Source organism: Pseudomonas sp. BNK-44-b, assembly GCF_047456245.1.
GTDB classification, from domain to species: Bacteria; Pseudomonadota; Gammaproteobacteria; order Pseudomonadales; family Pseudomonadaceae; genus Aquipseudomonas; species Aquipseudomonas machongensis.
The window spans coordinates 3,875,799-3,901,206 of the sequence record NZ_CP179908.1 but is presented as its reverse complement, the minus strand read 5'-3'; the positions used below and the strand labels follow the sequence as shown (position 1 = coordinate 3,901,206).

Genomic DNA, 25,408 nt, shown 5'->3' with positions numbered 1-25,408 from the left:
GCATGACCTCCCAGCGTACCCGGGAGCGCCTGATCCAACGCTTGTATGAAGAGGGCGTGTCGAACACCAAGGTGCTCGAGACCATTCGCCGCACCCCTCGCCACCTGTTCGTCGATGAAGCCTTGGCGCATCGGGCGTATGAAGATACTGCGCTGCCGATCGGCCATAACCAGACGATTTCCCAGCCATTCATGGTTGCGCACATGAGCGAACTGCTGCTGGAGGCCGGCCCGCTGGACAAGGTGCTGGAGATCGGCACCGGTTCTGGTTACCAGACGGCCATCCTGGCGCAGCTGGTCGAGCGTGTGTTTTCGGTCGAGCGGATCAAGGTGCTGCAGGATCGTGCCAAGGAGCGTCTGGTCGAGCTCAACCTGCGTAACGTGGTGTTTCGTTGGGGCGACGGTTGCGAAGGCTGGCCGGCGCTGGCGCCTTACAACGCCATCATCGTCACCGCGGTGGCGCCGGAAGTCCCCCAGGCCTTGCTCGATCAGTTGGCACCCGGCGGACGTATGGTGATTCCGGTAGGGGCGGCCGGCGAAGCACAGCAACTGTTGCTGATCGTTCGTGAGGAACAGGGCTTCTCGCGCCGGGTACTGGGCGCCGTACGCTTCGTGCCGCTGCTTAACGGGCCACTGGCCTGACGGCCGACGGAATATGTGCGGTTGTAACGAATTCTTGCGCCGCGGGCTTGTCTATCTGGCGGGGTGAGGCAAACCCCGCCAGAATGACAGCGCCCGTACGGGCCACCCAAGCGGGTCGGGCTCGGTTATAATTGAAACAATATTGCATATCGTCATATCCAGATTTCGGCACCATGAGGGGAGCGCGGGTGGGTCACACAATCATTCGGCAGCGCAAGGATCGGTCGGGTTTCAAGCTTCTGGTGATTGCGCTGGCCATGGGAACCTTGCTGGCGGGATGCTCCAGCACCGGCTCCAGTGGCGCTCGGGTGGTCGATCGCAACAACGCGGCACCCAAGCGTCCGACCGTGACCTCGGGGCAGTATGTGGTCAAACCCGGCGATACCCTGTTCTCTATCGCCTTCCGCTACGGCTGGGACTACAAGGAGCTGGCCGCGCGCAATGGCATCTCGGCGCCCTACACCATCCGTCCTGGCCAGCCGATTCGTTTCAGCAGCGGCGCTGGAGGCTCCACCACCGTCGTATCGTCCGGTCCCTCGTCGTCGAGCAGGACCACGGTCATTCGCCGTCCGGTTGGTACGCAGACCCCGCCAGTAACAAATAGCGACAAGCCGGCAACAGCTTCCCCTGCCACAGCCGCTCCGACCGTCACCCAGGTGCCGGCCGCAGAGCGTGCGGTGGGGGGCTGGACTTGGCCGGCGAACGGCGTGCTGATTGGAAAATTCGCTTCAAACGGTAGTTTGAATAAAGGCATTGATATCGCCGGAGATTTGGGACAGCCTGTTTTTGCTGCATCTGATGGTGCGGTGGTTTACGCCGGGAGTGGCTTGCGGGGCTACGGCGAACTCATCATCATCAAGCACAATGATACCTACGTCAGTGCCTACGGCCACAACCGCAGGCTCATGGTTCGGGAGGGGCAGCAGGTCAAGGCAGGGCAGACGATCGCAGAAATGGGGTCTACGGGCACTGATCGGGTGAAGCTGCATTTCGAGATTCGCCGCCAGGGCAAACCCGTCGACCCACTCCAGTTCCTGCCACGCCGTTGATTGTTGCACCAGCCTGTTCCTGAAGACGTAAAGGGGACAGGCTTTAGCGCTGCCAGGGAATCAGGCGCCGCTAGAGTCTGAGGTTCGAACTCAGCAAAGGACTATAACAATGGCTCTCAGCAAAGAAGTGCCGGAGTTTGACATCGACGATGACCTCCTCTTGATGGAGACAGGTATCGTTTTGGAAACGGATGTGGTGTCAGACGAACCTGCTGTACCTTCGGTTCGGACCAGGGCCAAAACGGGCTCATCGCTCAAGCAGCACAAGTACATCGATTACAGCCGTGCGCTCGACGCCACGCAGCTGTACCTCAACGAAATCGGTTTCTCGCCATTGCTCTCCCCGGAAGAGGAAGTGCACTTCGCGCGCCTGTCGCAGAAGGGCGACCCGGCCGGCCGCAAACGCATGATCGAAAGCAACCTGCGTTTGGTCGTTAAGATTGCCCGCCGCTACGTCAATCGCGGCCTGTCGCTGCTCGACTTGATCGAGGAGGGCAACCTGGGGTTGATCCGCGCCGTGGAGAAGTTCGATCCGGAGCGCGGCTTCCGTTTCTCGACCTACGCGACCTGGTGGATCCGCCAGACCATCGAACGGGCGATCATGAACCAGACCCGCACCATTCGCCTGCCGATCCACGTGGTCAAGGAGCTCAACGTCTACCTGCGCGCTGCGCGCGAGCTCACCCAGAAGCTCGACCATGAGCCGTCCCCCGAAGAAATTGCCGGGCTGCTGGAGAAACCAGTGGCTGAGGTCAAGCGCATGCTTGGGCTCAACGAGCGTGTCTCCTCGGTCGACGTGTCCTTGGGCCCGGATTCGGACAAGACGCTGCTCGACACCCTTACCGATGACCGCCCCACCGATCCGTGTGAGTTGCTGCAGGACGACGACCTGTCGCAGAGCATCGACCAATGGTTGGGCGAGCTGACCGACAAGCAGCGGGAGGTGGTGATTCGCCGTTTCGGTCTGCGTGGCCATGAGAGCAGTACGCTTGAGGATGTTGGCCTGGAGATTGGCCTCACCCGTGAGCGTGTACGGCAGATCCAGGTGGAGGGGCTCAAGCGTCTGCGTGAGATCCTGGAAAAGAACGGCCTGTCCAGCGAGTCGCTGTTCCAATAAGCTGCTGCGCGCAAACAGAATGCCCCGATGACCTCGGGGCATTTTTTTGCCTGGGAAATTGTTCAACCTGCTAGCGCTGTTGCTTGGCGTGTAAGAGATCGCTTACTCGTGGTGTAAGCCTTCGCTACCACCAAGAGTAAACAATTGCCTTTTTCAGCAACGATATTTTCTTAACTCTCTGAAAATCATGGATTTTTTTGATATTTGCAAATGTGTCAGTTGTAGCATCTTGTGAGGTGCGCAGGTTGCTCGCGCTGGGGAAATCGCTAGTATCTGAAGTGTGCCGACGGACTGGCACAGGCTTTCAAGGATGATCGCCAAGGACATCGCAGGATGCGATTCATCAGGATGATGAATGGGACAAGCAGGGACTACGGAAAAAATGTGGGCGGGTCAAACCGCCCCTTTTTTTTGCCTGCGATTTCTCCTCGCTCGGGCTTGCATGAGCTCGAATGCCAGGCACAAAAAAGGCCCTTGCGGGCCTTTTTTCGTCACTGCAGCGATCAGCGCTCCAGATCAGCGATCTTGCCTGGCTTGCCATCCCATTCTTCAGCGTCCGGCAGGGGATCCTTACGCTCGGTGATGTTCGGCCATATCTCAGCCAGCTCGGCGTTGAGCTCGAGGAAGTTCTCCATCCCCGCAGGCACTTCGTCCTCCGAGAAAATGGCCTGTGCCGGGCACTCGGGCTCGCACAGCGCACAGTCGATGCACTCGTCCGGGTGAATGACCAGGAAATTCGGGCCTTCGTAGAAGCAGTCCACCGGACAGACTTCCACGCAGTCGGTGTACTTGCATTTGATGCAGTTGTCGGTGACGACGAAGGTCATTTCTAATTTTCTCCTCAGGCGACGGCAGCGTGCCCTTCCTTCCAGGGCAGCGCGGTTCACATTGGCTGCAGGCCAGGCTAATAACCTGCAGCTCCGGCAAACCGCGGCGGATTCTACCAGCTTGCGCGGCTGGCCGTTATAACAGGTTTTTCAGTTGATATAGCATTTCGATAGCTTGGCGAGGCGTCATGTCGTCCAGTGCCAGCTTGCCCAGCTTCTCGATGACCGGGTGGGGCAGGCTGGCGAACAGGTCGCTCTGGTGCGGCACGTGCGGTTCGCCCTTGGCTTTGGTCACCGGCGCCTCGTGGGGCAGGCTGGCGGTTTCCAGGCGGCCCAGGTGTTCGCGAGCGCGCAGGATGACTTGCGACGGCACGCCCGCCAGTTGCGCCACTGCCAGGCCATAGCTCTGGCTGGCGGGGCCTGGCAGCACATGGTGCAGGAACACGATACGCTCGTTGTGCTCGGTGGCGTTCAGGTGCACGTTGGCCACCAGCGGCTCGCTGTCCGGCAGTACGGTCAGTTCGAAGTAGTGGGTGGCGAACAGGGTGTAGGCGCGCAACTGCGCCAGACGTTCGGCAGCGGCCCAGGCCAGCGACAGGCCGTCGAAGGTACTGGTTCCGCGGCCGACCTCGTCCATCAGTACCAGGCTACGGTCGGTGGCATTGTGCAGGATGTTGGCGGTCTCGCTCATCTCTACCATGAAGGTCGAGCGGCCGCCGGCCAGGTCGTCGCTGGACCCGATGCGGGTGAAGATGCGGTCCACCAGCGACAGTTCGCAGCGCGCTGCCGGCACGAAGCTGCCGATATGCGCCATCAGCACGATCAATGCGGTCTGGCGCATATAGGTAGATTTACCGCCCATGTTCGGACCGGTGATGATCAGCATGCGGGTGTTGTTGTCCAGGCCCAGGTCGTTGGCCACGAACGGCGTGGTCAGTACCTGCTCGACCACTGGATGACGCCCTTGCTCGATGCGCAGGCACGGCTCGTCGACGAAGCTCGGGCAGTTCAGGTCCAGGGTCAGTGCGCGCTCGGCGAGGTTGCTCAGCACGTCCAGCTCGGCCAGCGCCGCAGCGCTGTCCTGCAGCGGCGCGAGGTGGCTGATCAAGGTCTCGAGCAGTGCATCGTAGAGCATCTTCTCGCGGGCCAGGGCGCGGCTCTTGGCCGACAACGCCTTGTCTTCGAACGCCTTGAGTTCAGGCGTGATGAAGCGCTCGGCGCCCTTGAGCGTCTGGCGGCGGATATAGTCGCCCGGCGCTTGTTCGGCTTGTTTGGTGGGCAGCTCGATGAAATAGCCATGCACCCGGTTGTAGCCGACCTTGAGATTGGCAAGCCCGGTGCGGGCTTTCTCACGGGCTTCGAGGTCGATCAGGAACTGACCGGCGTTCTCGCTCATGGCCAGCAGTTCGTCGAGTTCGCTGTCGTAGCCGGTCTTGAGCACGCCGCCGTCGCGGATCACCGCAGGCGGGTTGTCGATGATTGCCCGCTCCAGCAGGCTGGCCAGCTCCGGGTAGGTGCCGGTGATCGCCGCCAGGCGGGCCAGGTGGGGGGCCTCGAGCTCGGCCATGGCGTTCTGCAGTTCGGGCAGGGCGCCAAGGGCATCGCGCAGGCGTGCCAGATCACGTGGGCGGGCGTTGCGCAGGCCGATACGGGCGAGAATCCGCTCGATATCACCGATTTCCTTGAGTTGCGGCTGCAGCTTCTCGAAACGGTAGCCGTCGAGGAAGCAGCGAATCGAATCCTGGCGTGCCTGCAGGACTTTCAGGTCGCGCAGCGGGCGGTTCAGCCAGCGGCTCAGCAGGCGGCTGGCCATCGCTGTCTGGCAGCGGTCGATGACCGACTGCAGCGTGTTGTCGCGGCCACCGGCCAGGTTGATGTCCAGCTCGAGGTTGCGGCGGCTGGCGCCGTCGAGAATCACCGTGTCATCCATGCGCTCATGGCGCAGGCTGCGCAGGTGCGGCAGGCTGGTGCGCTGGGTTTCCTTGGCGTAGGTCAGCAGGCAGCCGGCGGCGCCGATGGCCAGGGTCAGCTTGTCGCAGCCGAAGCCCTTGAGGTCCTGGGTCGCGAACTGCTGGCACAGACTCTTGCGCGCCGAGTCACGGTCGAAGTCCCACGGAGCCCGACGGCGCGCTCCCGGGCGCTTCTCTGCCGGCAGGCCCTGGGGCCAGTCGTCGGGAATCAACAGCTCCACCGGGTTGATGCGCTCGAGTTCGGCAAGCAGGTTTTCCCAGCCCTTGATCTCCTGCACGGTGAAGCTGCCGCTGGTGATGTCCAGCACAGCGAGGCCGAACAAGCGTTCGTCACCCAGCAGGGCGGCGATCAGGTTGTCGCGGCGCTCGTCGAGCAGCGCCTCGTCGCTGACCGTACCCGGCGTGATGATACGCACCACCTGGCGCTCAACCGGGCCCTTGCTGGTGGCCGGGTCGCCGATCTGCTCGCAGATCACCACCGATTCGCCGAGCTTGACCAGTTTGGCCAGGTAGCCTTCCAGCGAGTGGAACGGAATCCCGCACATGGGGATCGACTGGCCCGCCGACTGACCGCGTGCGGTCAGGGTGATGTCCAGCAGTTTCGCGGCTTTCTTCGCATCTTCGTAGAAGATTTCGTAGAAGTCGCCCATGCGGTAGAACATCAGCTGGTCTGGATGCTGGTTCTTCAGCTTCCAGTACTGCTGCATCATCGGGGTGTGTGCGGAGAGATCAGACATTCAGGGCCTTGAAACAGGTGGTCTGGTGGCAATTTCGAAACCCGCAATGGTACAGGCTTTTTTCGCCTGCTGCAGGACACAAAGGGCAGGGCACCGCTATGATTTGTCGATTTTCCGGACAGGCCCGAATACAGCGCGAGGAATTCCATGCCAAGGGTGGCGTTTTATCTGATGGTCGCAGGCTTGAGCCTGCCGTTGCCGGTCATGGCGGCTGCACAGTGCCCTTTCCCGCAGGGTATGCAGGCGTCGATAGAGGCTTCGCGGCATGTCGTCCAGGCACGGGCTGACGGGACACCGCGGGAGCAGTTGCTGCAGGGGATACCGACCAAGCTTGACGAGCCGACCCGCCAGTTGCTGCGCGAGATCGTGAGTGAAGTCTATGACAATGAGCCGGTGCAGGCCGATGTGTATGCGGCCTATCGCTTCGAGCACTGTTTCCTGTCCCAGCAGCATGCCGAGACTGTCGCTGCGATCAAGTTCAGCGACGCATTGCCGTTGCTGCGCAAGTGCGAGCAGATCGAACCCCAGGGCGCGCGTCCGCCTTGCGCGATGCGGGCGGTGCACGCGGTGACGGGTATCCCTGAATGATCGCGTGTTCAGGGCGCGCTGTATGCATTTGCATTTCCCATCGATCTGCAGCAATATGCATTTTATGCAAAAGCGCAACGTAGCCACTGTACTCAGAGAACTGCTCGATCGCCACGGCCTGTCCCCGACGGAGCTGCACCGGCGCACGGGCGTACCGCAATCCACCCTGTCTCGGATCCTCAGCGAGAAAATTGTCGATCCGTCAGACAAGCATGTCTCCAGGATCGCCGATTACTTCGGCGTGAGCACCGATCAGTTGCGTGGCCGCATAGAGCTGGGTGATTCCCGCGAGGCGCAGCCCATGCATGGTCATGTGGACCTGAGCGACATCAGCCTGTGGGACGATGAAACCCCCGTCGAGGATGACGAGGTGTCCGTTCCATTTCTTCGAGAGGTCGAATTGGCAGCAGGATCAGGAAGATTCGTCATCGAGGAAAGCGAGCGCGCGCGCCTGCGTTTCGGCAAGCGCAGCCTGCGCCACAATGGTGTGCAGTTCGACCAGGCCAAGTGCGTCACGGTGCGCGGCAACAGCATGCTGCCGGTGCTGCGCGATGGTGCGACGGTCGGCGTCAACACCGGCAAATGTGCCATTGGCGACATCATCGATGGCGATCTCTACGCCATCAACCACAATGGCCAACTGCGGGTGAAGCAGGTCTATCGCCTGCCCACCGGCATACGCCTGCGCAGCTTCAACCGCGATGAACATCCCGACGAAGACTACAGTTTCCAGCAGATGCAGGAAGAGCAGATCAGCCTGCTCGGGCATGTCTTCTGGTGGGGCATGTACGCACGCTGACCCGCAAATCCGCTGTATAAAAACCCGCTTCGGCGGGTTTTTTCATGCATACAAAATATCCCCGCCTCCCGCCTTTCATCCCCGTCGCCACAAACTCTACCCGGCCTACAAAATTTTTAGGCTCTCTGAAAAGCCCTACAAGCCATACCCGACAAGGCCTTCATGCATTTAAGCAACTCCTCATGCATAAATTTTTTCAAAAATGCATTGACTGCATATGCATCAGTGCATAGCCTGTATCTCAAGCCGGACAGCAACCGGTTGTTACACAGGCAGCGATGAACAGGCCTTGACTGTTCAGAGGGTTGGCAACTGGCCCGGGTGTGCAGCGTAAAGCACCACGATCAGTTATCCGGCGGGCAGGTGGCCGCGGTCGGAGTCACAAATTTGAAGCGGAACCGGTCGGTGTCACCAGATGTGACCGACGGTTCGACAACGCATTACTGAAGGGCCTGCACGGACGGGCCTTTTGGAATGCCGCGTTATACGGCAAGGGATCCACCGGCACTCGCCGGTGGCCATGACACAGGAGACAGGACAGTGACGAACGAGCAACAGGCGTTGCTGGAGATGCCGCTCTGGCTGGTGATCGTCCTGGCATTGCTGGGAGGGCTTTCCGGCGAGATGTGGCGGGCCGACAAGGCCGGTGCCCGAGGCTGGTCGCTGCTGCGGCGGCTGGCGCTGCGCTCGGGGGCTTGCATGGTCTGCGGGGTGTCGACGGTGATGCTGCTGTATGCCAGTGGCATGTCGATCTGGAGCGCCAGCGCCTTCGGGTGCCTGACCGCGATGGCGGGGGCCGATGTGGCCATCGGCCTCTACGAACGCTGGGCAGCCAGGCGCCTTGGTTTGAAGGACGAACGATAGGAGTGCGGCACATGAGCGAACTGGCCACCTTGCATGCGGCCTTGACCGCAACGATTCGAGAGGCGATTCCGGAGCTGGCATCGGTCGATGCCTATATGCAAGTAGGACATGCCCCGGCATTGCCTGCGTTGCGCCATGGCATCGTGCGCATGACTGCCGATGCTGCGCCCAGGGATGGACGCTCGGTGCTGGTCACCACCTTCGAGGCGGACATCACCCCCGATGCCGCCAACCCCGAGGCACGCCTGCAGGGCAGCGTGCTGGCCGCGCAACTGATGGACCTGTTGCGCCAGCAGCTATGGGGGCTCGACTTCGTCGAGCCGAGCCGCAATGTACGGGCGTTCTTCGCCGGTGCTGGTTGGCGCGTGCGCTGGGACCAGCCGGTGCTGCTGGGCGAACTGCAATGGCACTGGCCCGACCAGCCGCCGGGCAGCCTCCGGCTGGGCTTCAGTCCAGAAACGGGGCCCGGCAATGAAAGCCTGTACATCGCCCCGGAGGACCTGGCATGAGCTACGTCAGCGCCGCGCATGACCGCATGCTCGCCACCCTGGTGATTCCCTGTCGTGTGGTGGCGGTGGATTTGGCCGCTGCCCGGGTCCGGGTGTCCGATGGTGGCGGCTGGACCAGCGCCTGGGTGCGCTGGCATGCCCAGGCGGCGGGCAAGGCTCGGCACTGGCGGGCGCCGAGCCTGGGTGAGCAGGGCGTGTTGCTCAGCCCCAGTGGCGAACCGGCGCAAGGTACTTTTTTTGCCGGGCTGTATGGCAATGCCGGCTTCCCGCCAGACAACCGCGAGCACGCCGAGGTCTGGCGCTTCGATGACGGCGGTTCGCTGACCTACGACTGGCAGGCCCGGCGTTATGACATCGAACTGCCCAGCGGCAACGCACGCATCAAGGTCGGTGCCAGCACCCTGGTGGTCAGTGACGGCGCGATCACCCTCGAGGCCTCAAGCATCACCCTGACCGGCAAGGTCACGGTCAACGGCCCGCTGACTGTCAGCGGCGACATCAACGGCGGCGGGCGGATCATCGATACCGCCGGCAACACGCCCAACCACAAACACTGAACCCAGCCCGCCATCGCGGGCTTTTTCATGCCAGGAGAACGCAATGGATACCCATCAACGCGCCCGGGCTTTCCCGGGAGGCGCGCCATGATCGGCCTGGACCGTCGCACCGGCTTGCCACTGGCCGGGATCGCTCACCTGCGCCAGTCCATCGAGGACATTCTCACCACCCCTCTGGGCAGTCGCCGCATGCGCCCGGACTACGGCAGCCAACTGCGCCGCTATGTCGACCTGCCGGTCAACGAAGGCTGGAAGAGCGCGGTCCAGGCCGAGGTCGCCCGCGCCCTTGGGCGCTGGGAGCCACGCCTGCAACTGGAGCGAGTGAAGGTCGTGGCCGTGCTCGACGGCCAGGTCAGCCTGGCCCTGAGCGGTCGTTACCTGGGCGACGACGCCCTGGTGGAGGTGAGCGTATGAGCCAGGTAGACCTGTCAAAACTGCCCGCCCCGCAACTGCTCGAAGACCTTGATTTCGAGGCGCTGTACGAGGCCGACCTTGAAACCTTTCGCGCACATATGGGCGATGGCTGGACGGCACAGCTGGAAAGCGATCCGGTCACCAAGCTGCTCGAAGTCGGCGCCTACCGAAAACTGCTCAACCGGGCACGCATCAATGATGCTGCGAAGGCTTTGCTGCTCGCCTATGCCCAGGGCCGCGACCTTGACCAACTGGCGGCCAACGTTTCGTTGCAGCGCCTGGTGATCCAGGCCGCCGACCCCACCACTGTTCCGCCCACCGAGGCGATTCTCGAGTCCGACGACGCCCTGCGCGAACGTGTGCAACTGGTCTATGAAGGCCTGACCACCGCCGGCCCGCGCAACAGTTACATCCTCCACGCCCGCAACGCCTCGGGACGGGTCGCCGACGCGACCGCCGAAAGCCCGTCACCAGCGGTGGTCGATGTCACGGTACTGAGCATCGATGACGACGGTGTCGCGCCCCAGGCGCTGCTCGACGAAGTCAACGCCTATCTCAACGACGAGGACATCCGCCCGGTTGCCGACCGGGTCAATGTGCGCAGCGCCCAGGTGCTGCCATACCGGATCGACGCCGTGCTGCACATGGCCGACAACGGCCCCGAGTACGAGGCCATCCTCAGCGAGTGCCGGCGTCGTCTGCAGGCCTGGATCAACCCGCGGCGCCGCCTGGGTGTCGAGGTCGCCCGCTCTGGCATCGACGCCCAGTTGCACATCGACGGCGTCAGCCGGGTCGAGTTGATCGACTGGACCGACATCCGCCCGAGCAAGGCCCAGGCTGCCTGGTGCACAGGCTTCGACCTCAAGCGCGGAGGCTGACATGCGAAGCCTTCTGCCGCTCAACCGCACCCCGCTGGAGCGGGCCATCGAAACGGCTGGCGACGAAGACCTCAAGGTCACCCTGCGTCAGCTCTACAACCCCGACACCTGCCCCGCGCACTTGCTCTATCAGCTGGCCTGGGCCTGGTCGGTGGATCGCTGGGACGACAGCTGGAGCGACACCGTCAAGCGTTCGGTGATTCGCTCGGCATTCTTCGTCCATGCCCACAAGGGCACCCTCGGCGCCCTCAGGCGGGTGGTCGAGCCGTTCGGCTACCTCATCGAGGTGCAGGAGTGGTGGCAGGCCCAGCCTGCCGGGGTGCCGGGGACCTTTGCGCTGAAGATCGGCGTCGAGAACTCGGGCATCAGCGAACAGACCTACAACGAACTGTCGGCGCTGATCGACGACGCCCGTCCCGTCAGTCGGCACATGACCGGCATGGTGATCAGCCTGGAAAGCAACGGCGCCTTCCATCTCGGCTGCGCGCTCCAGGATGGCGACGAGCTCGACATCTATCCACCGGCTCCGCGTGATATCGACGTCGATGGCGTCATCGGGCGCGGCGGCCGAGAACACACAATCGATACCTTGGACATTGCACATGGTTGACCAGACTTCTCAGTTCTACGCCATCCTCACCAATGTGGGCGCGGCGAAGCAAGCCAATGCGGATGCCTTGGGCATTCCGTGGAAAATCACCCAGATGGGCGTTGGCGACGCCAACGGCACCGACCCGACCCCCAACGCCACCCAGACCAGCCTGATCAACGAATGGCGCCGCGCGCCGTTGAACCAGCTCAAGGTGGATGACAGCAACAGCGCGGTGATCGTCGCCGAGCAGGTCATTCCCGCCGAGGTAGGCGGACGCTGGATCCGTGAGATCGCGCTGTATGACGCCGACGGCGACTTGGTGGCCGTGGCCAATTGTGCACCGACCTACAAGCCGCTGCTCAGCCAGGGCTCGGGCCGTACTCAGGTGGTGCGGATGAACCTGATCGTCAGCAGCGCGAGCAATGTGCAGTTGAAGATCGACCCGGCCGTGGTGCTGGCGACCCGTGAGTGGGTCACCGAGGAACTGGCCCGGCAGGATTTCAAGCACTCGGTACTCGCTGCTACTACTGCGCCGATTGCGCTAAGCGGTTTGCAGACCGTGGACGGGGTAGCGCTGACAGCGGGTGCTAGGGTACTGGTGAAAGATCAGATTGCGGCCAAGGATAACGGCTTGTATCTGGTTGCAACAGGTAACTGGGGGCGCAGTCGGGATGCAGATAATGATGCCAAGGTAACGGCTGGACTGCTGGTGCTGGTTGAGCGCGGTGTCATCAATGGTGACAGCGCGTGGCAATTAATCAGCGATGGCGCCGTAACACCGGGTGTTAGCGCGCAGTACTATGAAATGGCATTCGGACGTAGCGGTGTTACTGCTGGCACCTATCGCAGTGTCGCTGTCGACAAATACGGCCGAGTTGTGGCTGCCACAAACCCATCGACGGTGGCAGGTTATGGGTTGACGGATGTTTATACCAAAGCCGAGATATCCGGGCTCCTTCTCTCGAAGGCTGCGATCGAGAGTCCGGTCTTCGCTGGAAGGCCGAGCGCGATAACCGCTCCGCGCAATGATGTATCGCAACGATTGGCGACTACTGAGTTTGTAAAAGAGGCCGGAATTAACTTTCCAAGTACCACAGCTTTTCTCCCGGTCGGCGGCACCCTTACGGCAGAGCACATCGGCAAGATGACGTACATGTCGGGCGAGGGATTGTGGAACGGTACAGCTTTCCTGCCCTCCTCTGGGATCCCACCTGGGTCAATTTTCTGCATTGGTATTGGGTCCGGAGCAGGGACGGTGACAATCCGAAAGCCTGCAGGTCAAGGTGGTTATATTGCGGTGGGGGCGTCGCAGCGAGACTCCATCACGTTAACCTATGACGACATACCCATCATGCTCATATGTCATTCCGATCTCACCTACTACGTATTGAGTGGGGGAATCTCCAACACAGCAGATTTTTTTGCCAGTAAAGGTTCCACGGGCTGGGCGAAAAGGCCAAATGGTATATTGGAACAATGGGGGTATCGGTACTTTGAAACACCGATAACGACTATCGCTATTGATACTTTGTTCCCCATTGCCTTTCCCAATGCATGTCTGAATCTCGTGATTACTGCTGGCGTTACTATTGATGACTACGATTATCACCCGACTTATCGATTGTCTCGACAGGAGGTGAGTCACAGTCGGCCCTCTAGAACAGGATTCATGGGGCAGCTGTTTGTTGACAATCATCCAGGGAATTCAAGGCATATCTTTTGGCGGGCGATTGGTCACTGAGATTAAGGAGTTTGCATGGCGTTCTATGTAAGCTGTAAAGAAAAAGGTTTTTTTTGTGATGAGGTATCACCTCAATTGCCTGATGACGCATGGGAAGTAACACCCGCTTTACATGCTTATCTTCTAGAGGGGCACTCTAAAGGGAAAACGATTGACTTTTCGATAATGCCCCCTCGCTTAATTGACATGGTACCCACTTGGCCAACTGACACTGAACTGGGCGAGCGGATCGACGCGGCGGTTGCTATGGGCTACTCGATCTGGAGCCGCTTTGAACCTGAGTATTCTGCCCGTGAGCGAGCAGCCACCGATTATCGTCAGCGCGGCTATCAAGGCGACGTCAGTGCGTGGCTCGAAATGGGAGGGTCTGACTCAGGGCAAAACTATGAAGAATGCGCTAAAGCAGTTATTTCTGCCGCTGAGCAGCGTCGGGGATTATTGAAAGATTTAAGTGGCATGCGATTGCGAAAGTTTGAATTGGCAAAGCTTGATGATGAGTTGCGTTATAGGTACTTTGAGGAAGTCATAGAGTCAGTTGAGGGTATTTGTGAAGAAATGAAAGCTTTGGATAACGATATTGCACGCCGATTTTCATGATCGGATTTTGCTGGATGCATTAATTGATTGCTGCGATCGCCGCTTTCATACCGCTTCACCAAAGAACGTTAAAACTATAGCCCCGCTCTTGCGGGGTTTTTTCATCGTAATCCCGGAGGAAATTTAAATGAGTGGATTCTTCCACGGCGTCACCGTAACCAACGTAGACACCGGCGCCCGCAACATCGCACTGCCGTCGTCCTCGATCATCGGCCTGGTCGACACCTTCACCGAAGGTGCCGGTGTCACGGCCAAGGCCAACGACCTCGTCCTCATCACCAGCGAGCGTGAAGCCGTGGCCGCCTTCGGCGCCGATGCGGCGATCACCAAGGCCTGCCGCGCCATCTACAGCCGCGCCAAGGCGGTCATCGTCGCTTGCGGCGTGGCCAAGCTCGAAGAGGCGGCCGAGCAGACCGCAGCGATCATCGGCAACGTGCTCGCCGACGGCAAGCGCACCGGCCTGCAGGCGCTGCTCGACGGCAAGAGCCGTTTCAACGCCCAGCCGCGCCTGCTGGTCGCGCCCAAGCACAGCGCCACCCAGGCGGTAGGTACCGCGCTGGTGGCACTGGCCGACAAGCTGCGCGGCATCGCCATCATCGACGGCCCTGGCACCACCGATGAAGCCGCGCTCGCCTACGCCAAGAACTTCGGCGCCAAGCGTGCCTTCCTGGTCGATCCGGGCGTGCGCTACTTCGACACCATCGCCGAGGCCACCGTCGATGCGCCAGGTTCGGCCTGGGTCGCCGGCCTGTTCGCCTTCACCGACCGCGAGTACGGTTTCTGGGCCTCGCCGTCGAACAAGGAGTTCGTCGGCATCACCGGCACCAGCCGCCCGGTGGAGTTCCTCGATGGCGACGACAGCTGCCGCGCCAACCTGCTGAACAACGCCAACATCGCCACCATCATCCGCGATGACGGCTTCCGACTGTGGGGCAACCGCACCCTGTCCAGCGATCCGAAGTGGGCCTTCGTCACCCGCGTGCGGACCATGGACATCGTCATGGACGCGATCCTCTACGGCCACAAGTGGGCCGTCGACCGCTCCATCACCGCCACCTACGTCAAGGACGTCACCGAGGGCTTGCAGGCCTTCATGCGCGACCTGAAGAACCAGGGCGCGATCATCAACTTCGAGGTCTTCGCCGATCCGGAGTTGAACACCGCCAGCCAACTGGAGCAGGGCAAGGTGTACTGGAACATCCGCTTCACCGACGTACCGCCTGCCGAAAACCCCAATTTCCGCGTCGAAGTCACCAACCAGTGGCTGACCGAAGTCCTCGATTCCGCCGCTTAAGGAGCGCATCTACATGGCAATGATTCCCGAAACCCTGGCCAACCTGAACCTGTTCGTCGACGGTGTGAGCTTCCAGGGCGATGTACCCAGCCTGACCCTGCCCAAACTGACCCTGAAAATGGAAGGACACCGTCCCGGTGGCATGGACATGCCCGTCGAGATGGACCTGGGCATGGAGAAGCAGGAAGCGGCCTTCACCACCACCGGCGTGCGCCGCGAGTCGCTGAAGTTCTTCGGCCTGGCCGATGGCACGGCCTTCAACGGCACGTTCCGCGGCGCCTTCAAGGGCCTCAAGGGCCAGATCAATCCGGTCATCGTCACCCTGCGCGGCTCGCTCAAGGAAATCGACATGGGCGACTGGAAATCCGGCGACAAGGCCGAGATCAAGCACAGCGTCGCACTCAGCTACTACAAGCTGGAGGTTGATGGTCGCCTGGTCTACGAGATCGATGCCCTGGGCATGAAGCGGGTGATCGACGGTGTCGACCAACTGGCGGCGCAGCGTACTGCGCTGGGCCTGTAAAGGAGGTGTTCATGGCTCAGGAAAACCGCCAGCCCCAGTGGCTGAACCTTGCAGCCGACCGCGTCACGGTGCGTTTGTCGCGTCCGAGCGAGGCCAATGGCATTCAGGTCGACAGCCTGACGTTGCGGGCCCCGACGGTGCGTGACATGCGCAACGCCCAGGCCGGCGGCGCCAGCGACGACGAGCAGCGCGAGCTGAACTTGTTCGCCTCGCTGGCCGAAGTTGGCATCAAGGACCTCGAAGGCCTCACCCTGAAGGACTACGGCCGCCTGCAGGCCGGGTATTTTCGCCTGGTGCAGGACGACGAGGTTTGACCCGACCCGGCAGAAGGCCGCCGCAAGGCGGCTGGCCAAGGAGCTGAACTTTTCCGCGAGCGAAATCATGACCATGTCGTTCAGCGACATGGTCTGGTGGCTTTCGGATTGAGAGGATTAACGGATGGCGAACAAATCAGGGATTGCCCTGGGGGAAGCCGTCGCATCTGGCTCGGCTTTCCCTGGCGCGCTCGATGACTATCGCGCCAGGTTTACCGATCATTGGGCGCCTTACGGCAAGGCGCTGCAATCGTTTTCATCACCGCTGGATATCTGGCGACCAGGCCCGTATCCATCGGTCGTGCCACAGCTGTCGAACTGGCAAGGACTCAGTCCGGCACTGGAGCACCCGCCGTTACCCTTGGCTGAACAGGGATGGCGCGCATCCAACTCACCCCCGTTCGAGTTGCCCGCTCAGATCGTATATGCGTACCCCCAGCCTCGGCCGCGCGCAGATTCAACTCCCCGGATCAACGCTGATGCACCTGAAGCCCGACAAGGGGCGGTGTCGGGGGAGGGCGAAGCAGTTTCGTCAGCCTCTGCTGATCCCACGCCGAGCCGAGCCACTGCCCGTACTCGAGCAGGGGCTGCGGCCAAGGAGGCTGCCTCTGCAACCAAGTTGGATTTGGGGTTGAAGCTCTTCCACACCGCTTCCACCGCCACCACGGCGAAGGAGCAGGCAGTGGGCTATCTCAGTGCGGTTGGGTCGGCAGTCGGCACATTAGGCGGCAAGGCCTTGGGGGCGGCGGTGCCGCGCTGGGGCACGATGGTCTCGGAGGTGGGCGGCGTTGCCTTCGGTATGGCCGGCGACAAGCTGGGCGCCTGGGCTGGCGAGCGGGTCACGAACCCTGCATCGGATACAGCCAAGGACAAACCGCCATCAACGCCGGTATCGACTCAGTCGAAACCTGACGCGGATCCTTATTCGACGCTGTCTGGCTCAGTCAAGGATGCGCTTACGACTGCTGCGGTGGTGGGCGGGGGTTATGCCAGCTGGGAAGTACTCAAGCGGCGTTACACCAATCCAGGTGCTGTTGCTGGGACCGCCAAGGGCGTCGCAGAGAACCTCAAGGCATTGAAAATACCCCTTGCTTCGATGTTCATCGAGGCTGGTGCAAAGGCGGCCTATACCTATGGCACGGCGCAAACCCGTGAAGAAAGGTGGAGCGGTTATGGCGGCGCGGCAGGGGGCCTGATCCTTGGCGGCGCCCTGGGTGCCGCCGGATCGTTGCTGGGTCCGATCGGTACCACGATAGGGATGTCGGTTGGCAACTTTGTGGGCGATCAGGTTGGGTCGGCGTTAGGCAAATATTTGGCCACCCAGTACCCGGAGCCTGCCTCCACAGCACAGCCGGTACGGCGCGGGTTGTCGGCCAAGGTAAGCGGTACTGCACAGGAGCAGAACCCGGAGCGCGCCAGGACGTCGGGACCGCCGTCTCCTCTTCGACTGCCGGGACTTATGGCGCAGTTTGCAACCGCCGCAAGCGGTTCATCGCAACGGCGGCCTTCGATGTTGACTATGCCGAAGCCGGGTTCGACTGCTGACATTGCCGGCATGGACAAGGCTCTCGTCAGAGATCTGTTGAGGCCTCCTGTGAATGAAGGGAGGGCAGCAAGTGTGGTGGCCAAGCAACGGGTTGCAGGCGCCATCGCTGAGCCTCGTGCATGGCCTCCGGCGATTCCTGGTCTTTCGTTGGTCCCCGGTATCGTGCCTTCTCCCAGATTCGAAAGTCATGGCGCCAGCGTTGCGCCCGCTGCCGTAAAGGCCGAGCTCCCTCGATCGCCTCAGAAGCCGTCAAGGCCGGCTGCTGTACTGGGGGCGTCGAAGGTAACGGTGCAGGCCTCAGCGTCTGGACGTTCAGCTCTAATGGACAAGCCCGCAGTAGAGGTGCAGGTACCAGCCGCGCAGTTGTCGGTGCCGCCGCAAGCCAGCGTCCTGCCAGATGCTCCGCCGCAAGCCCCGGCCCAACCGGTCATTACCAGCGGGGCTGGCCAACCCTTCAACTTCACCACCAACATCCCCATCACGCTGCAAGGCGCTGCTGTTGCACACGACCAACTCGCCACCGACCTGGAACTGGCTGTGCGCCGGGTACTGGAAGAACGGCAAAGAGCTGATGAAGCGCGTCTGGCAGACCCTCTACGACAATTTTGAACCGGAGGGACATTCATGACCTACCTGGAGCAGTTGCAGGCCGCACTGCATGCACTGGTCAAGGCGGGCGAGGAGGGGCGTCGGCGTGCCGGCGCCATGCTCGACCCGATGAGCCAGGCCGTGGACCACGTCAAGGAAGCCGCGGCTGAACTCGAGGCATTGCCTTGGATCGGTCCGGCCATCGGCAAGCGCCTGCAACGTACCCTGCGTGCCATCGACTCGGCACAAGGGCGTGTCAACAAAGTGATTGCCCGCTACGACAAGAGCGTCGACGAGGTGCGCAAGGTGCAGGAGCGTGTCGATGCGTTCTCCGAACACCTGGGCAAGGCTGGCGCGGCGATCCGCAAGGTGGTGGGCGATGCCCGCGCGGTGGCAAGCGGGGTGCTCGTCACCTTCGGCTTCGCACCGCTGACAACGCCGACCGCCGAAGCGATCAAGCCATTCCCGCACCTGCTGGTGCTGCAACCGCTGAAGGCCAATGCCACACCCTACTACTTCAACCTCGATACCGCCGCGTTCGACCAGTTGCGTCGCCAGACCCGCTTTCGCTGGGCCGCCCAGGAACGCCTGAGCCGCGACAGCGCGCAGCAGGCCGTCGGCCAGGGCGAGGAGACGATCAGCATCCGTGGTGCGATCTTTCCCTCCTTCAAGGGCGGTCTGGGCCAGCTGCAGACCCTGCGCAGCATCGGTCGCCAGCTGCTGCCCCTGAGCCTGACCACAGGGTACGGCGAGGTACTCGGCAACTGGTGCCTGACCAGCATCGACGAAGACCAGAGCAACCTGCTGGCCGGGGGCATTCCACGCAAACAGGGTTTTTCACTGGAGTTCACCCGCTATGGCGAAGACCTGCAAAACGTCTGACGGCGATCTGCTCGACACCCTCTGTCAACACTATTACGGCCACCTCAACCGCACGGTCGAAGCCGTGCTGGAGGCCAATCAGGGGCTGGCCGACGAAGACCAGCCCCTGCGCGCCGGCGTGATGATCCTGCTACCGGACCTGCCCACTGCCACGGTCAGCAGCGTGCGGCTCTGGGACTGAGCGCAGGCCCATATCCACACCGACAACGGAGGCATGAGTCATGCAACCCGTCTTCAGCATCAAGGCCGATGGCAAGGACATCACCGCCCTGATCAACGACCGCCTGCTACTGCTGCGCACCACCGACAAACCCGGCATGGAGTCGGATACGTTCGAGCTGCGCATCGATGCCCGCGACGGTGCCCTGGCCCTGCCGCCTCGCGGCGCGGTGCTGGAGGTGCACCTGGGCTACGCCGGGCAGCCGCTGACGCTGCTGGGGCGCTTCACCGTCGATGAGGTCGAGCTGTCCGGGCCGCCGGACACCCTGGTGATCCGCGGCAAGGCCAGCGACCTGTGCGGCAGTGGCAGAACCATCCGCAGCGGCAGTTGGGAGAATGTTCCGCTGCAACGCATCATCGCCGAGATCGGTGCGCGCAACGGTTGGCAGGCGATCTGCCCGGTCGCCCTGAACGTGCCGCGTATCGACCAGTACAGCGAGTCGGACTTCAACTTCATCACCCGTCTGGCCCGCCAGTACGACTGCACCGCCAAGCTCGCCAACGGCCAACTGCTGGTGCTGCCGCGCCAGGGCGGGCAGAGCGCCAGCGGCAAGACGCTGGGGCTGGTGACGCTGCGGCGCAGCGACGTCAGCCAGTGGCAATTTCGCCTGGACGACAAGGCCACTCGCAAGGCCGTGCGCACCCGTCACCAGGACAGTGCCAGCGGCGAGCTCAAGGTGGTCGAACTGAGCAACGCCGAAAGCTCGGGCAGCCAGCGTCCTGTTCATACCGACCGCCACCTGTACCCCAATCGCGCCGCCGCCGAACAGGCTGCCCGCGCACGCCTGGCCAGCTTCAATCGCGAGACTGCCAGCGTGCGCCTGGACATGCCTGGGCGCACCGACCTGTTCGTCGAGCGCAGCATAGAGGTCAGTGGTTTTGTCGACGGGCTCGACGGCCAGTACCTGATCGACTCGGTCGAGCAGGTGTTCACCGGCTCTGGCTGGCGCACCACCGTGCAGTGCAACGGTGGCAAGGCGGGCAAGGCCGGGAACAAGGGCAGCGCACCGGGCAAGGTCGCTTCACTCAAGGCGTGACGGTCTACCCATTCAGCAGAGGACGCGCCCATGTTCGTCGAGTTTCGCTGCGGCCAGTGCAGGAAGCTGCTGGCCCGCATCACCCCCGCTTCCGAGCTCCAGATCAAGTGCGGCCGGTGCCGCACGCTGAATCATGTGAAAGCCACGCGCTTCGAGCCATCGCCTGCGAGCGATCACCTGGCGGAATCGTCCGCCGATCAAACTGATAGCAATGGAGAATGTAATCATGTCGCTTACCGCACAGGAAATTCAGGACTGCAAGGCACTGGTCACCAGCATCTGGGGGGCTAGCGTGGCCGCTAACCTCGACTACAACGAGGAGGTGGTGGAAGTGGTGCGCATCACGGTCGAGCAGATCAGCATCTGTTCGCAACGATTGGCCGATTTCTTCTCGGCATTGGTCATCGTCGTGGGTGGCGTCGCGGCCGCGGTGTACTCGCGGATGTGGCTGGTCAAGGGCGCCAAGCGGATCGCCGATGAGATCCAGAATCTCAAGGACGCCAACCTGCAGGCCCGTGCCTGCATCGCCCAGGCCGCAGCGACCTATCGCTCGCCGTTGGAGATGGCGTCGCTGGGCATCTGATAGCAACGCGTCGATGTTCCCGAGCCCAGGCATTGCCTGGGCTTTTTTTCTTGCGCCAAGGAGGTGCTGCATGCTCACCGAGCGGCAACTCATTCAGATCTACCCTTTGGCTGGCCAGCGTGCCAGCGCGTTTCTCACGCCTCTCAACGAAGCCATGGCCCGCTGGGAGATTGATCACCCCAAGCGTATCGCCGCCTTCCTCGCCCAGGTCGGTCATGAGTCCGGCCAGTTACGCTATGTGAAGGAACTGGGCAGCGATCGCTATCTTTCACGCTACGACACCGGCCCACTGGCCCTGCGCCTGGGCAACACGCCCGAGGCCGACGGTGATGGCCAGCTGTATTGCGGTCGCGGCCTGATCCAGGTCACCGGGCGCAACAACTACCAGGCTTGCAGCCGTGCGCTGTTCGGTGATGAGCGGTTGCTGGCGCAACCCCAGCTACTCGAGCAGCCGCGCTGGGCCTGCGAGTCGGCGGCCTGGTTCTGGCAGTCGCGCGGGCTCAATGCCCTGGCCGATCGTGGTGAGTTCAACCGCATCACCCGACATATCAATGGTGGGCTCAATGGCCTGGATGAGCGCCTCAAGCTCTGGGCCAGGGCTCGGGAGGTATTGTGCTGAGCCGCCTGCAGTTTGCTGCGTACGTTGCCTCGGTACTGTTGTCCGCCGCGTTGGCCTGGCAGGTTCAGGCCTGGCGCTACGAGCGTCTGCTCGCTGAGTCGGACGAGTTGCAGGCGCGCCAGCGGGTGGCACAGGCCGAGGTGCTCAACGAACAGCTGCGTAGTGAGCGCGAGCAGCGCCAGGCGCTCGAGCGACGCCTGCACGACAGCGAGTCGATTCATTTCCAGGAGCTTACCGATGCGCAACACAATCAGGCTCGGCTGCGTGATCGCCTTGCTACTGCCGATCTGCGCCTGTCGGTCCTGGTCGAGCGCGACGCCACCTGTTCCACAATGTCTGCCGCCACCGGCGCCAGCGGCGTGGATCATGGCGCCGTACGTGCCCGACTTGACCCGGCGCATGCTCGACGAATTATCGCCATCACCGACGACGGCGACCGGGGGCTGATCGCCCTGCGCGCCTGTCAGGCCTACATCCGCGCGCTGGCGCCGTGAATCCTTGCCTGGGGGGATGAGGGTGGTAGGGTAGTGCGCAGTCACGCAAGGAGCCTGCCATGGACCCGATCACCGTACTTTCTACCCGCCTGGGCGAACACCTGCGCCGCTTCAATGCGCAGGTGACCACCGCCGAGTCCTGCACCGGTGGTGGCATCGCCGAAGCGATCACCCGTATTCCCGGCAGTTCGGCCTGGTTCGAGGCGGGTTACGTCACCTATTCCAACGCCCAGAAGACCCGCCAGCTTGGCGTCCCCGAGGCACTGTTCACCCAGGTTGGCGCCGTCAGCCAGGAAGTGGTCGAGGCCATGGTCCGTGGTGCCCAGGCCGCCAGCGGCGCGCGTTTTGCCGTAGCGGTCAGCGGTGTCGCCGGGCCGGATGGCGGCTCGCCGGCCAAACCGGTAGGCACCGTGTGGCTGGCCTGGGGCGATCGAGCCCGCGTGATCAGCGAGCGTCGCCACTTCGAGGGCGATCGCGAGGCGGTGCGCCGACAGACGGTGATCGCTGCGTTAGACGGCTTGTTACAGCTTGGTGCCGAGTAAATCGCTCGACGGGGGTTTGCGGAAACGAATCCCTGTGGAATAATACTGGCTACTTATACAGGTATTCCGGCCATCAGGGCCAAGTCGAACACGTGAGGATTTCAATGGACGACAACAAGAAGCGCGCCTTGGCTGCGGCCCTGGGTCAGATCGAACGCCAATTCGGCAAGGGCGCAGTCATGCGCATGGGCGATCACGAACGCCAGGCCATCCCGGCCATCTCCACCGGCTCGCTGGGCCTGGACATCGCCCTCGGCATCGGCGGTCTGCCAAAGGGCCGTATCGTCGAGATCTACGGCCCGGAATCCTCGGGCAAGACCACGCTGACCCTGTCGGTCATCGCCGAGGCCCAGAAGAACGGCGCCACCTGCGCCTTCGTCGACGCCGAGCATGCCCTCGACCCTGAGTACGCTGGCAAGCTCGGCGTCAACGTCGATGACCTGCTGGTCTCGCAGCCAGACACTGGCGAACAGGCCCTGGAAATCACCGATATGCTGGTGCGTTCCAACGCTGTCGACGTGATCATCGTCGACTCCGTGGCGGCCCTGGTACCCAAGGCTGAAATCGAAGGCGAAATGGGCGACATGCACGTCGGCCTGCAGGCCCGTCTGATGTCTCAGGCACTGCGCAAGATCACCGGTAACATCAAGAACGCCAACTGCCTGGTCATCTTCATCAACCAGATCCGTATGAAAATTGGCGTGATGTTTGGTAGCCCGGAAACCACCACCGGCGGTAACGCCCTGAAGTTCTACGCCTCGGTCCGTTTGGACATCCGTCGTACTGGCGCTGTGAAGGAAGGTGACGAAGTGGTGGGCAGTGAAACCCGCGTCAAGATCGTCAAGAACAAGGTTTCGCCACCTTTCCGTCAGGCCGAGTTCCAGATTCTCTACGGCAAGGGTATCTACCGTAACGGCGAGATCATCGACTTGGGCGTCGCCCAAGGTCTGGTCGAGAAGTCCGGCGCCTGGTACAGCTATCAGGGCAACAAGATCGGCCAAGGCAAGGCCAACGCTGCCAAGTATTTGCAAGAGAACCCGGCCATCGGTTCGGAAATCGAGAAGCAGATTCGTGAGAAGCTGCTGACCTCCGGCGCTGTCGCCGCTGCTGGCAAGGCCGCCGCCGCTGAAGCTGATGCCGACGATATGGCTGATGCTGAAGCCGGTTATTGATATCGCTGGTTGATCGCGCATGTCGTCCGTCGTACTCGACACTCCCGTCGCCGTTCGGCGGACAGCCATGGACCTGCTTGCACGCCGCGAGCACGGTCGTGTCGAGCTAACGCGCAAGTTGCGTCAGCGCGGTGCCACCGATGAGCTGATCGAGCCTGCGCTCGATCGGCTTGCCGAGGAAGGGCTGCTCAGCGAGGCGCGCTACCTGGAAAGCTTCATTTCCTATCGCTCCAACTCCGGCTATGGCCCCGCACGTATTCGTGAGGACCTGAGTCAGCGAGGGCTGAACCGTGGCGATATCGATCAGGCACTGCGCGAGAGCGGTGTGGACTGGTCGGCCCGCCTACGGGACGTCTGGCAGCGCAAGTTCGGCGGGCAACGTCCTCAGGATCCCCGCAGTCGCGCGCAGCAAACGCGCTTTCTCGCCTACCGTGGTTTTTCCATGGACATGATCGGTCGGCTGCTCAGCGGGCGCGACCTCGATGATTGACGGCCAGTACGGCTGACCAGGCAGATATCTGCCTGGTCAGCCGTACTGGCCGTTTTTCGTTCAACTGACTTTCAGTGCTTCTCGCGCATGCTGGGTCGTGTGCATGGGCTGAGGTTTTGCCCAATTTTCCGGCAGGTTGATGAAGTCCACCAATTCACGCAGGCGCCCCTGATCGCGGCCGTTGAAGGCGAAGGTCAGGCGGGTCAGGTGATTGAAGTCGCCGACTTCATGTTCTGCGCTACTGTCGGGCTGTTGATGATACTTGCCGCTCAGGCGCAGGTCGGCAAAACCCTCCTGAATATCGCATAGCGCAGCCTCGCTCAAGGGGTGCAGCATGCGGATCACGAACTGGTTCTTCAGCCAGCGGCTCGAGTGGTAGTTGCTATAGAACTGCTTGATCTCTTCAACGGCCTCGTCGGCGCTGTGTACCAGGCGTACCAGCTTCAGGTCGCTGGGCAGGATATAGCGGTTCTCTTCCAACTGACGGCTGATGAAGTTCAGGGCATCCTGCCAGAAGCTGCCGCCAGGCGAGTCCAGCAGTACCACCGGTACCAGTGGGCTTTTGCCGGTCTGGATCAGGGTCAGCACTTCCAGCGCTTCATCGAGCGTGCCGAAGCCACCCGGGCAAAGGACCAGTCCGTCGGCTTCCTTGACGAAGAACAGCTTGCGGATAAAGAAGAAGTGGAAGGGCAGCAGCTTGTCGGTGCCGTCTACCGTGGCATTGGCATGTTGCTCGAAAGGCAAGGTGATATTGAAACCCAGGCTGTTCTCGGCACCGGCGCCTTCGTGGGCAGCGGCCATGATGCCGCCGCCGGCACCGGTGATGACCATCAGCTCGGAGCGTGCCAGTGTGGCGCCCAGTTCCCGGGCCAGGGCATACATCGGGTGTTCCTGGGGTGTGCGCGCCGAGCCGAACACCGTGACTTTGCGTCGGCCCTTGTAGCGTTCGAGAGTACGGAAGGCGTGATCCAGTTCGCGCAGGGCCTGCAAGGTGATCTTGGCGTTCCAGCGGTTGGCGTCGTCGCTGGCCATGCGCAGTACGGTCAACATCATGTCGCGGTAGAGGGGCAGGTTGGGGCTGTTCGGTGCCACCAGTTGCAGTTGTTCGTCAATCCTGCCCAGGTCGATTCCCTGGTCGCTGAAGTGCTTGGACAGCAGTTCATTCGGTAGGTAAGGCATTCAACGTCTCCTTCTGCAGCAAAACCTCTGACCGGTCGATGGTGAG

Annotated in this window: 29 protein-coding genes and 1 pseudogene; 27 read left to right on the top strand and 3 right to left on the bottom strand. The window is 62.0% G+C overall.

What is annotated here, in order from left to right; all coding sequences use genetic code 11:
- The first annotated feature begins 2 nt into the window (after positions 1–2).
- The 3 genes from ACMGGG_RS17965 to rpoS all read left to right on the top strand — a co-directional run bounded on the left by ACMGGG_RS17965 (position 3) and on the right by rpoS (position 2,807).
- Positions 3–641, top strand: coding sequence for a protein-L-isoaspartate(D-aspartate) O-methyltransferase (locus ACMGGG_RS17965; protein ID WP_162714454.1), 639 nt, complete (start codon positions 3–5; stop codon positions 639–641).
- 188 nt (positions 642–829) lie between these two features.
- Positions 830–1,690, top strand: coding sequence for a peptidoglycan DD-metalloendopeptidase family protein (locus tag ACMGGG_RS17960; RefSeq protein ID WP_414154159.1), 861 nt, complete (start codon positions 830–832; stop codon positions 1,688–1,690).
- Between the two features lie 109 nt (positions 1,691–1,799).
- Entirely contained in the window at positions 1,800–2,807 is a 1,008-nt protein-coding gene (gene rpoS / locus ACMGGG_RS17955; protein ID WP_054891052.1) for an RNA polymerase sigma factor RpoS, read from the top strand.
- 503 nt (positions 2,808–3,310) lie between these two features.
- Here rpoS and fdxA read toward each other — a convergent pair.
- On the bottom strand, positions 3,311–3,634 hold the full coding sequence (gene fdxA / locus ACMGGG_RS17950; protein WP_054891051.1) for a ferredoxin FdxA: 324 nt from the start codon (positions 3,632–3,634) through the stop codon (positions 3,311–3,313).
- 136 nt (positions 3,635–3,770) lie between these two features.
- The gene (gene mutS, locus ACMGGG_RS17945) at positions 3,771–6,341 is read right to left on the bottom strand and encodes a DNA mismatch repair protein MutS (RefSeq protein WP_054891050.1); all 2,571 of its coding nucleotides are present in this window, start codon (positions 6,339–6,341) and stop codon (positions 3,771–3,773) included.
- 147 nt (positions 6,342–6,488) lie between these two features.
- Between mutS and ACMGGG_RS17940 the strand changes: the two genes are divergently transcribed.
- From ACMGGG_RS17940 to recX, 24 genes and pseudogenes are all read left to right on the top strand, one after another.
- Entirely contained in the window at positions 6,489–6,929 is a 441-nt protein-coding gene (locus ACMGGG_RS17940) for a hypothetical protein (protein WP_414154158.1), read from the top strand.
- A 64-nt stretch (positions 6,930–6,993) separates the two neighbouring features.
- Positions 6,994–7,728 carry a helix-turn-helix transcriptional regulator gene (locus ACMGGG_RS17935; RefSeq protein WP_151925098.1) on the top strand — a complete coding sequence of 245 codons (735 nt, stop codon included), beginning with the start codon at positions 6,994–6,996 and terminating at the stop codon, positions 7,726–7,728.
- A gap of 540 nt (positions 7,729–8,268) precedes the next feature.
- The gene (locus tag ACMGGG_RS17930) at positions 8,269–8,592 is read left to right on the top strand and encodes a phage holin family protein (RefSeq protein WP_054891048.1); all 324 of its coding nucleotides are present in this window, start codon (positions 8,269–8,271) and stop codon (positions 8,590–8,592) included.
- Between the two features lie 11 nt (positions 8,593–8,603).
- Positions 8,604–9,101 carry a hypothetical protein gene (locus ACMGGG_RS17925; RefSeq protein WP_414154157.1) on the top strand — a complete coding sequence of 166 codons (498 nt, stop codon included), beginning with the start codon at positions 8,604–8,606 and terminating at the stop codon, positions 9,099–9,101.
- Positions 9,098–9,658, top strand: coding sequence for a phage baseplate assembly protein V (locus tag ACMGGG_RS17920; protein ID WP_414154156.1), 561 nt, complete (start codon positions 9,098–9,100; stop codon positions 9,656–9,658). The genes ACMGGG_RS17925 and ACMGGG_RS17920 overlap by 4 nt, the downstream gene beginning before the upstream one ends.
- 87 nt (positions 9,659–9,745) lie before the next feature.
- Entirely contained in the window at positions 9,746–10,072 is a 327-nt protein-coding gene (locus ACMGGG_RS17915) for a GPW/gp25 family protein (RefSeq protein ID WP_063545905.1), read from the top strand.
- Complete coding sequence (locus ACMGGG_RS17910; protein WP_065862268.1) at positions 10,069–10,950, top strand: baseplate J/gp47 family protein; 882 nt, start codon at positions 10,069–10,071, stop codon at positions 10,948–10,950. Before ACMGGG_RS17915 ends, ACMGGG_RS17910 begins: the two co-directional genes overlap by 4 nt.
- A gap of 1 nt (position 10,951) precedes the next feature.
- Positions 10,952–11,560, top strand: a complete 609-nt coding sequence (locus ACMGGG_RS17905) for a phage tail protein I (RefSeq protein WP_063545903.1) — start codon at positions 10,952–10,954, stop codon at positions 11,558–11,560.
- Complete coding sequence (locus tag ACMGGG_RS17900) at positions 11,553–13,283, top strand: phage tail protein (RefSeq protein ID WP_414154155.1); 1,731 nt, start codon at positions 11,553–11,555, stop codon at positions 13,281–13,283. The genes ACMGGG_RS17905 and ACMGGG_RS17900 overlap by 8 nt, the downstream gene beginning before the upstream one ends.
- A 15-nt stretch (positions 13,284–13,298) precedes the next feature.
- Positions 13,299–13,880, top strand: a complete 582-nt coding sequence (locus tag ACMGGG_RS17895; protein ID WP_162714423.1) for a hypothetical protein — start codon at positions 13,299–13,301, stop codon at positions 13,878–13,880.
- A 127-nt stretch (positions 13,881–14,007) separates the two neighbouring features.
- Positions 14,008–15,174: a phage tail sheath family protein gene (locus ACMGGG_RS17890; RefSeq protein ID WP_125931562.1), complete on the top strand. Its 1,167-nt coding sequence runs from the start codon at positions 14,008–14,010 to the stop codon at positions 15,172–15,174.
- A 13-nt stretch (positions 15,175–15,187) separates the two neighbouring features.
- Positions 15,188–15,697: a phage major tail tube protein gene (locus ACMGGG_RS17885; protein ID WP_414154154.1), complete on the top strand. Its 510-nt coding sequence runs from the start codon at positions 15,188–15,190 to the stop codon at positions 15,695–15,697.
- An 11-nt stretch (positions 15,698–15,708) separates the two neighbouring features.
- A complete protein-coding gene (locus tag ACMGGG_RS17880; protein ID WP_063545900.1) occupies positions 15,709–16,011 on the top strand; it encodes a phage tail assembly protein in 303 nt (100 codons plus the stop codon).
- 124 nt (positions 16,012–16,135) lie between these two features.
- Entirely contained in the window at positions 16,136–18,166 is a 2,031-nt protein-coding gene (locus ACMGGG_RS17875; RefSeq protein WP_414154153.1) for a hypothetical protein, read from the top strand.
- Between the two features lie 15 nt (positions 18,167–18,181).
- A complete protein-coding gene (locus tag ACMGGG_RS17870; RefSeq protein ID WP_197890589.1) occupies positions 18,182–19,027 on the top strand; it encodes a phage tail protein in 846 nt (281 codons plus the stop codon).
- The gene (locus ACMGGG_RS17865; protein ID WP_414154152.1) at positions 19,002–19,208 is read left to right on the top strand and encodes a tail protein X; all 207 of its coding nucleotides are present in this window, start codon (positions 19,002–19,004) and stop codon (positions 19,206–19,208) included. Before ACMGGG_RS17870 ends, ACMGGG_RS17865 begins: the two co-directional genes overlap by 26 nt.
- A gap of 40 nt (positions 19,209–19,248) precedes the next feature.
- Positions 19,249–20,283: a phage late control D family protein gene (locus tag ACMGGG_RS17860; RefSeq protein ID WP_125931566.1), complete on the top strand. Its 1,035-nt coding sequence runs from the start codon at positions 19,249–19,251 to the stop codon at positions 20,281–20,283.
- 30 nt (positions 20,284–20,313) lie between these two features.
- Positions 20,314–20,457, top strand: a pseudogene (locus ACMGGG_RS17855) (zinc finger domain-containing protein); the annotation flags it as partial.
- 52 nt (positions 20,458–20,509) lie between these two features.
- Entirely contained in the window at positions 20,510–20,866 is a 357-nt protein-coding gene (locus ACMGGG_RS17850) for a hypothetical protein (RefSeq protein WP_063545894.1), read from the top strand.
- A gap of 70 nt (positions 20,867–20,936) precedes the next feature.
- Complete coding sequence (locus tag ACMGGG_RS17845) at positions 20,937–21,485, top strand: glycoside hydrolase family 19 protein (protein ID WP_063545893.1); 549 nt, start codon at positions 20,937–20,939, stop codon at positions 21,483–21,485.
- A complete protein-coding gene (locus ACMGGG_RS17840) occupies positions 21,479–21,979 on the top strand; it encodes a lysis system i-spanin subunit Rz (RefSeq protein ID WP_414154151.1) in 501 nt (166 codons plus the stop codon). Before ACMGGG_RS17845 ends, ACMGGG_RS17840 begins: the two co-directional genes overlap by 7 nt.
- A 59-nt stretch (positions 21,980–22,038) precedes the next feature.
- Positions 22,039–22,521: a CinA family protein gene (locus ACMGGG_RS17835; protein ID WP_414154150.1), complete on the top strand. Its 483-nt coding sequence runs from the start codon at positions 22,039–22,041 to the stop codon at positions 22,519–22,521.
- A gap of 104 nt (positions 22,522–22,625) precedes the next feature.
- Positions 22,626–23,693, top strand: coding sequence for a recombinase RecA (gene recA / locus ACMGGG_RS17830; RefSeq protein WP_063545891.1), 1,068 nt, complete (start codon positions 22,626–22,628; stop codon positions 23,691–23,693).
- A gap of 19 nt (positions 23,694–23,712) precedes the next feature.
- Positions 23,713–24,183, top strand: a complete 471-nt coding sequence (gene recX, locus ACMGGG_RS17825; protein ID WP_414154149.1) for a recombination regulator RecX — start codon at positions 23,713–23,715, stop codon at positions 24,181–24,183.
- Between the two features lie 60 nt (positions 24,184–24,243).
- Here the strand turns inward: recX and ACMGGG_RS17820 are convergent, their stop codons facing one another.
- Entirely contained in the window at positions 24,244–25,362 is a 1,119-nt protein-coding gene (locus ACMGGG_RS17820) for an LOG family protein (protein ID WP_054891027.1), read from the bottom strand.
- Positions 25,363–25,408 lie beyond the last annotated feature (46 nt).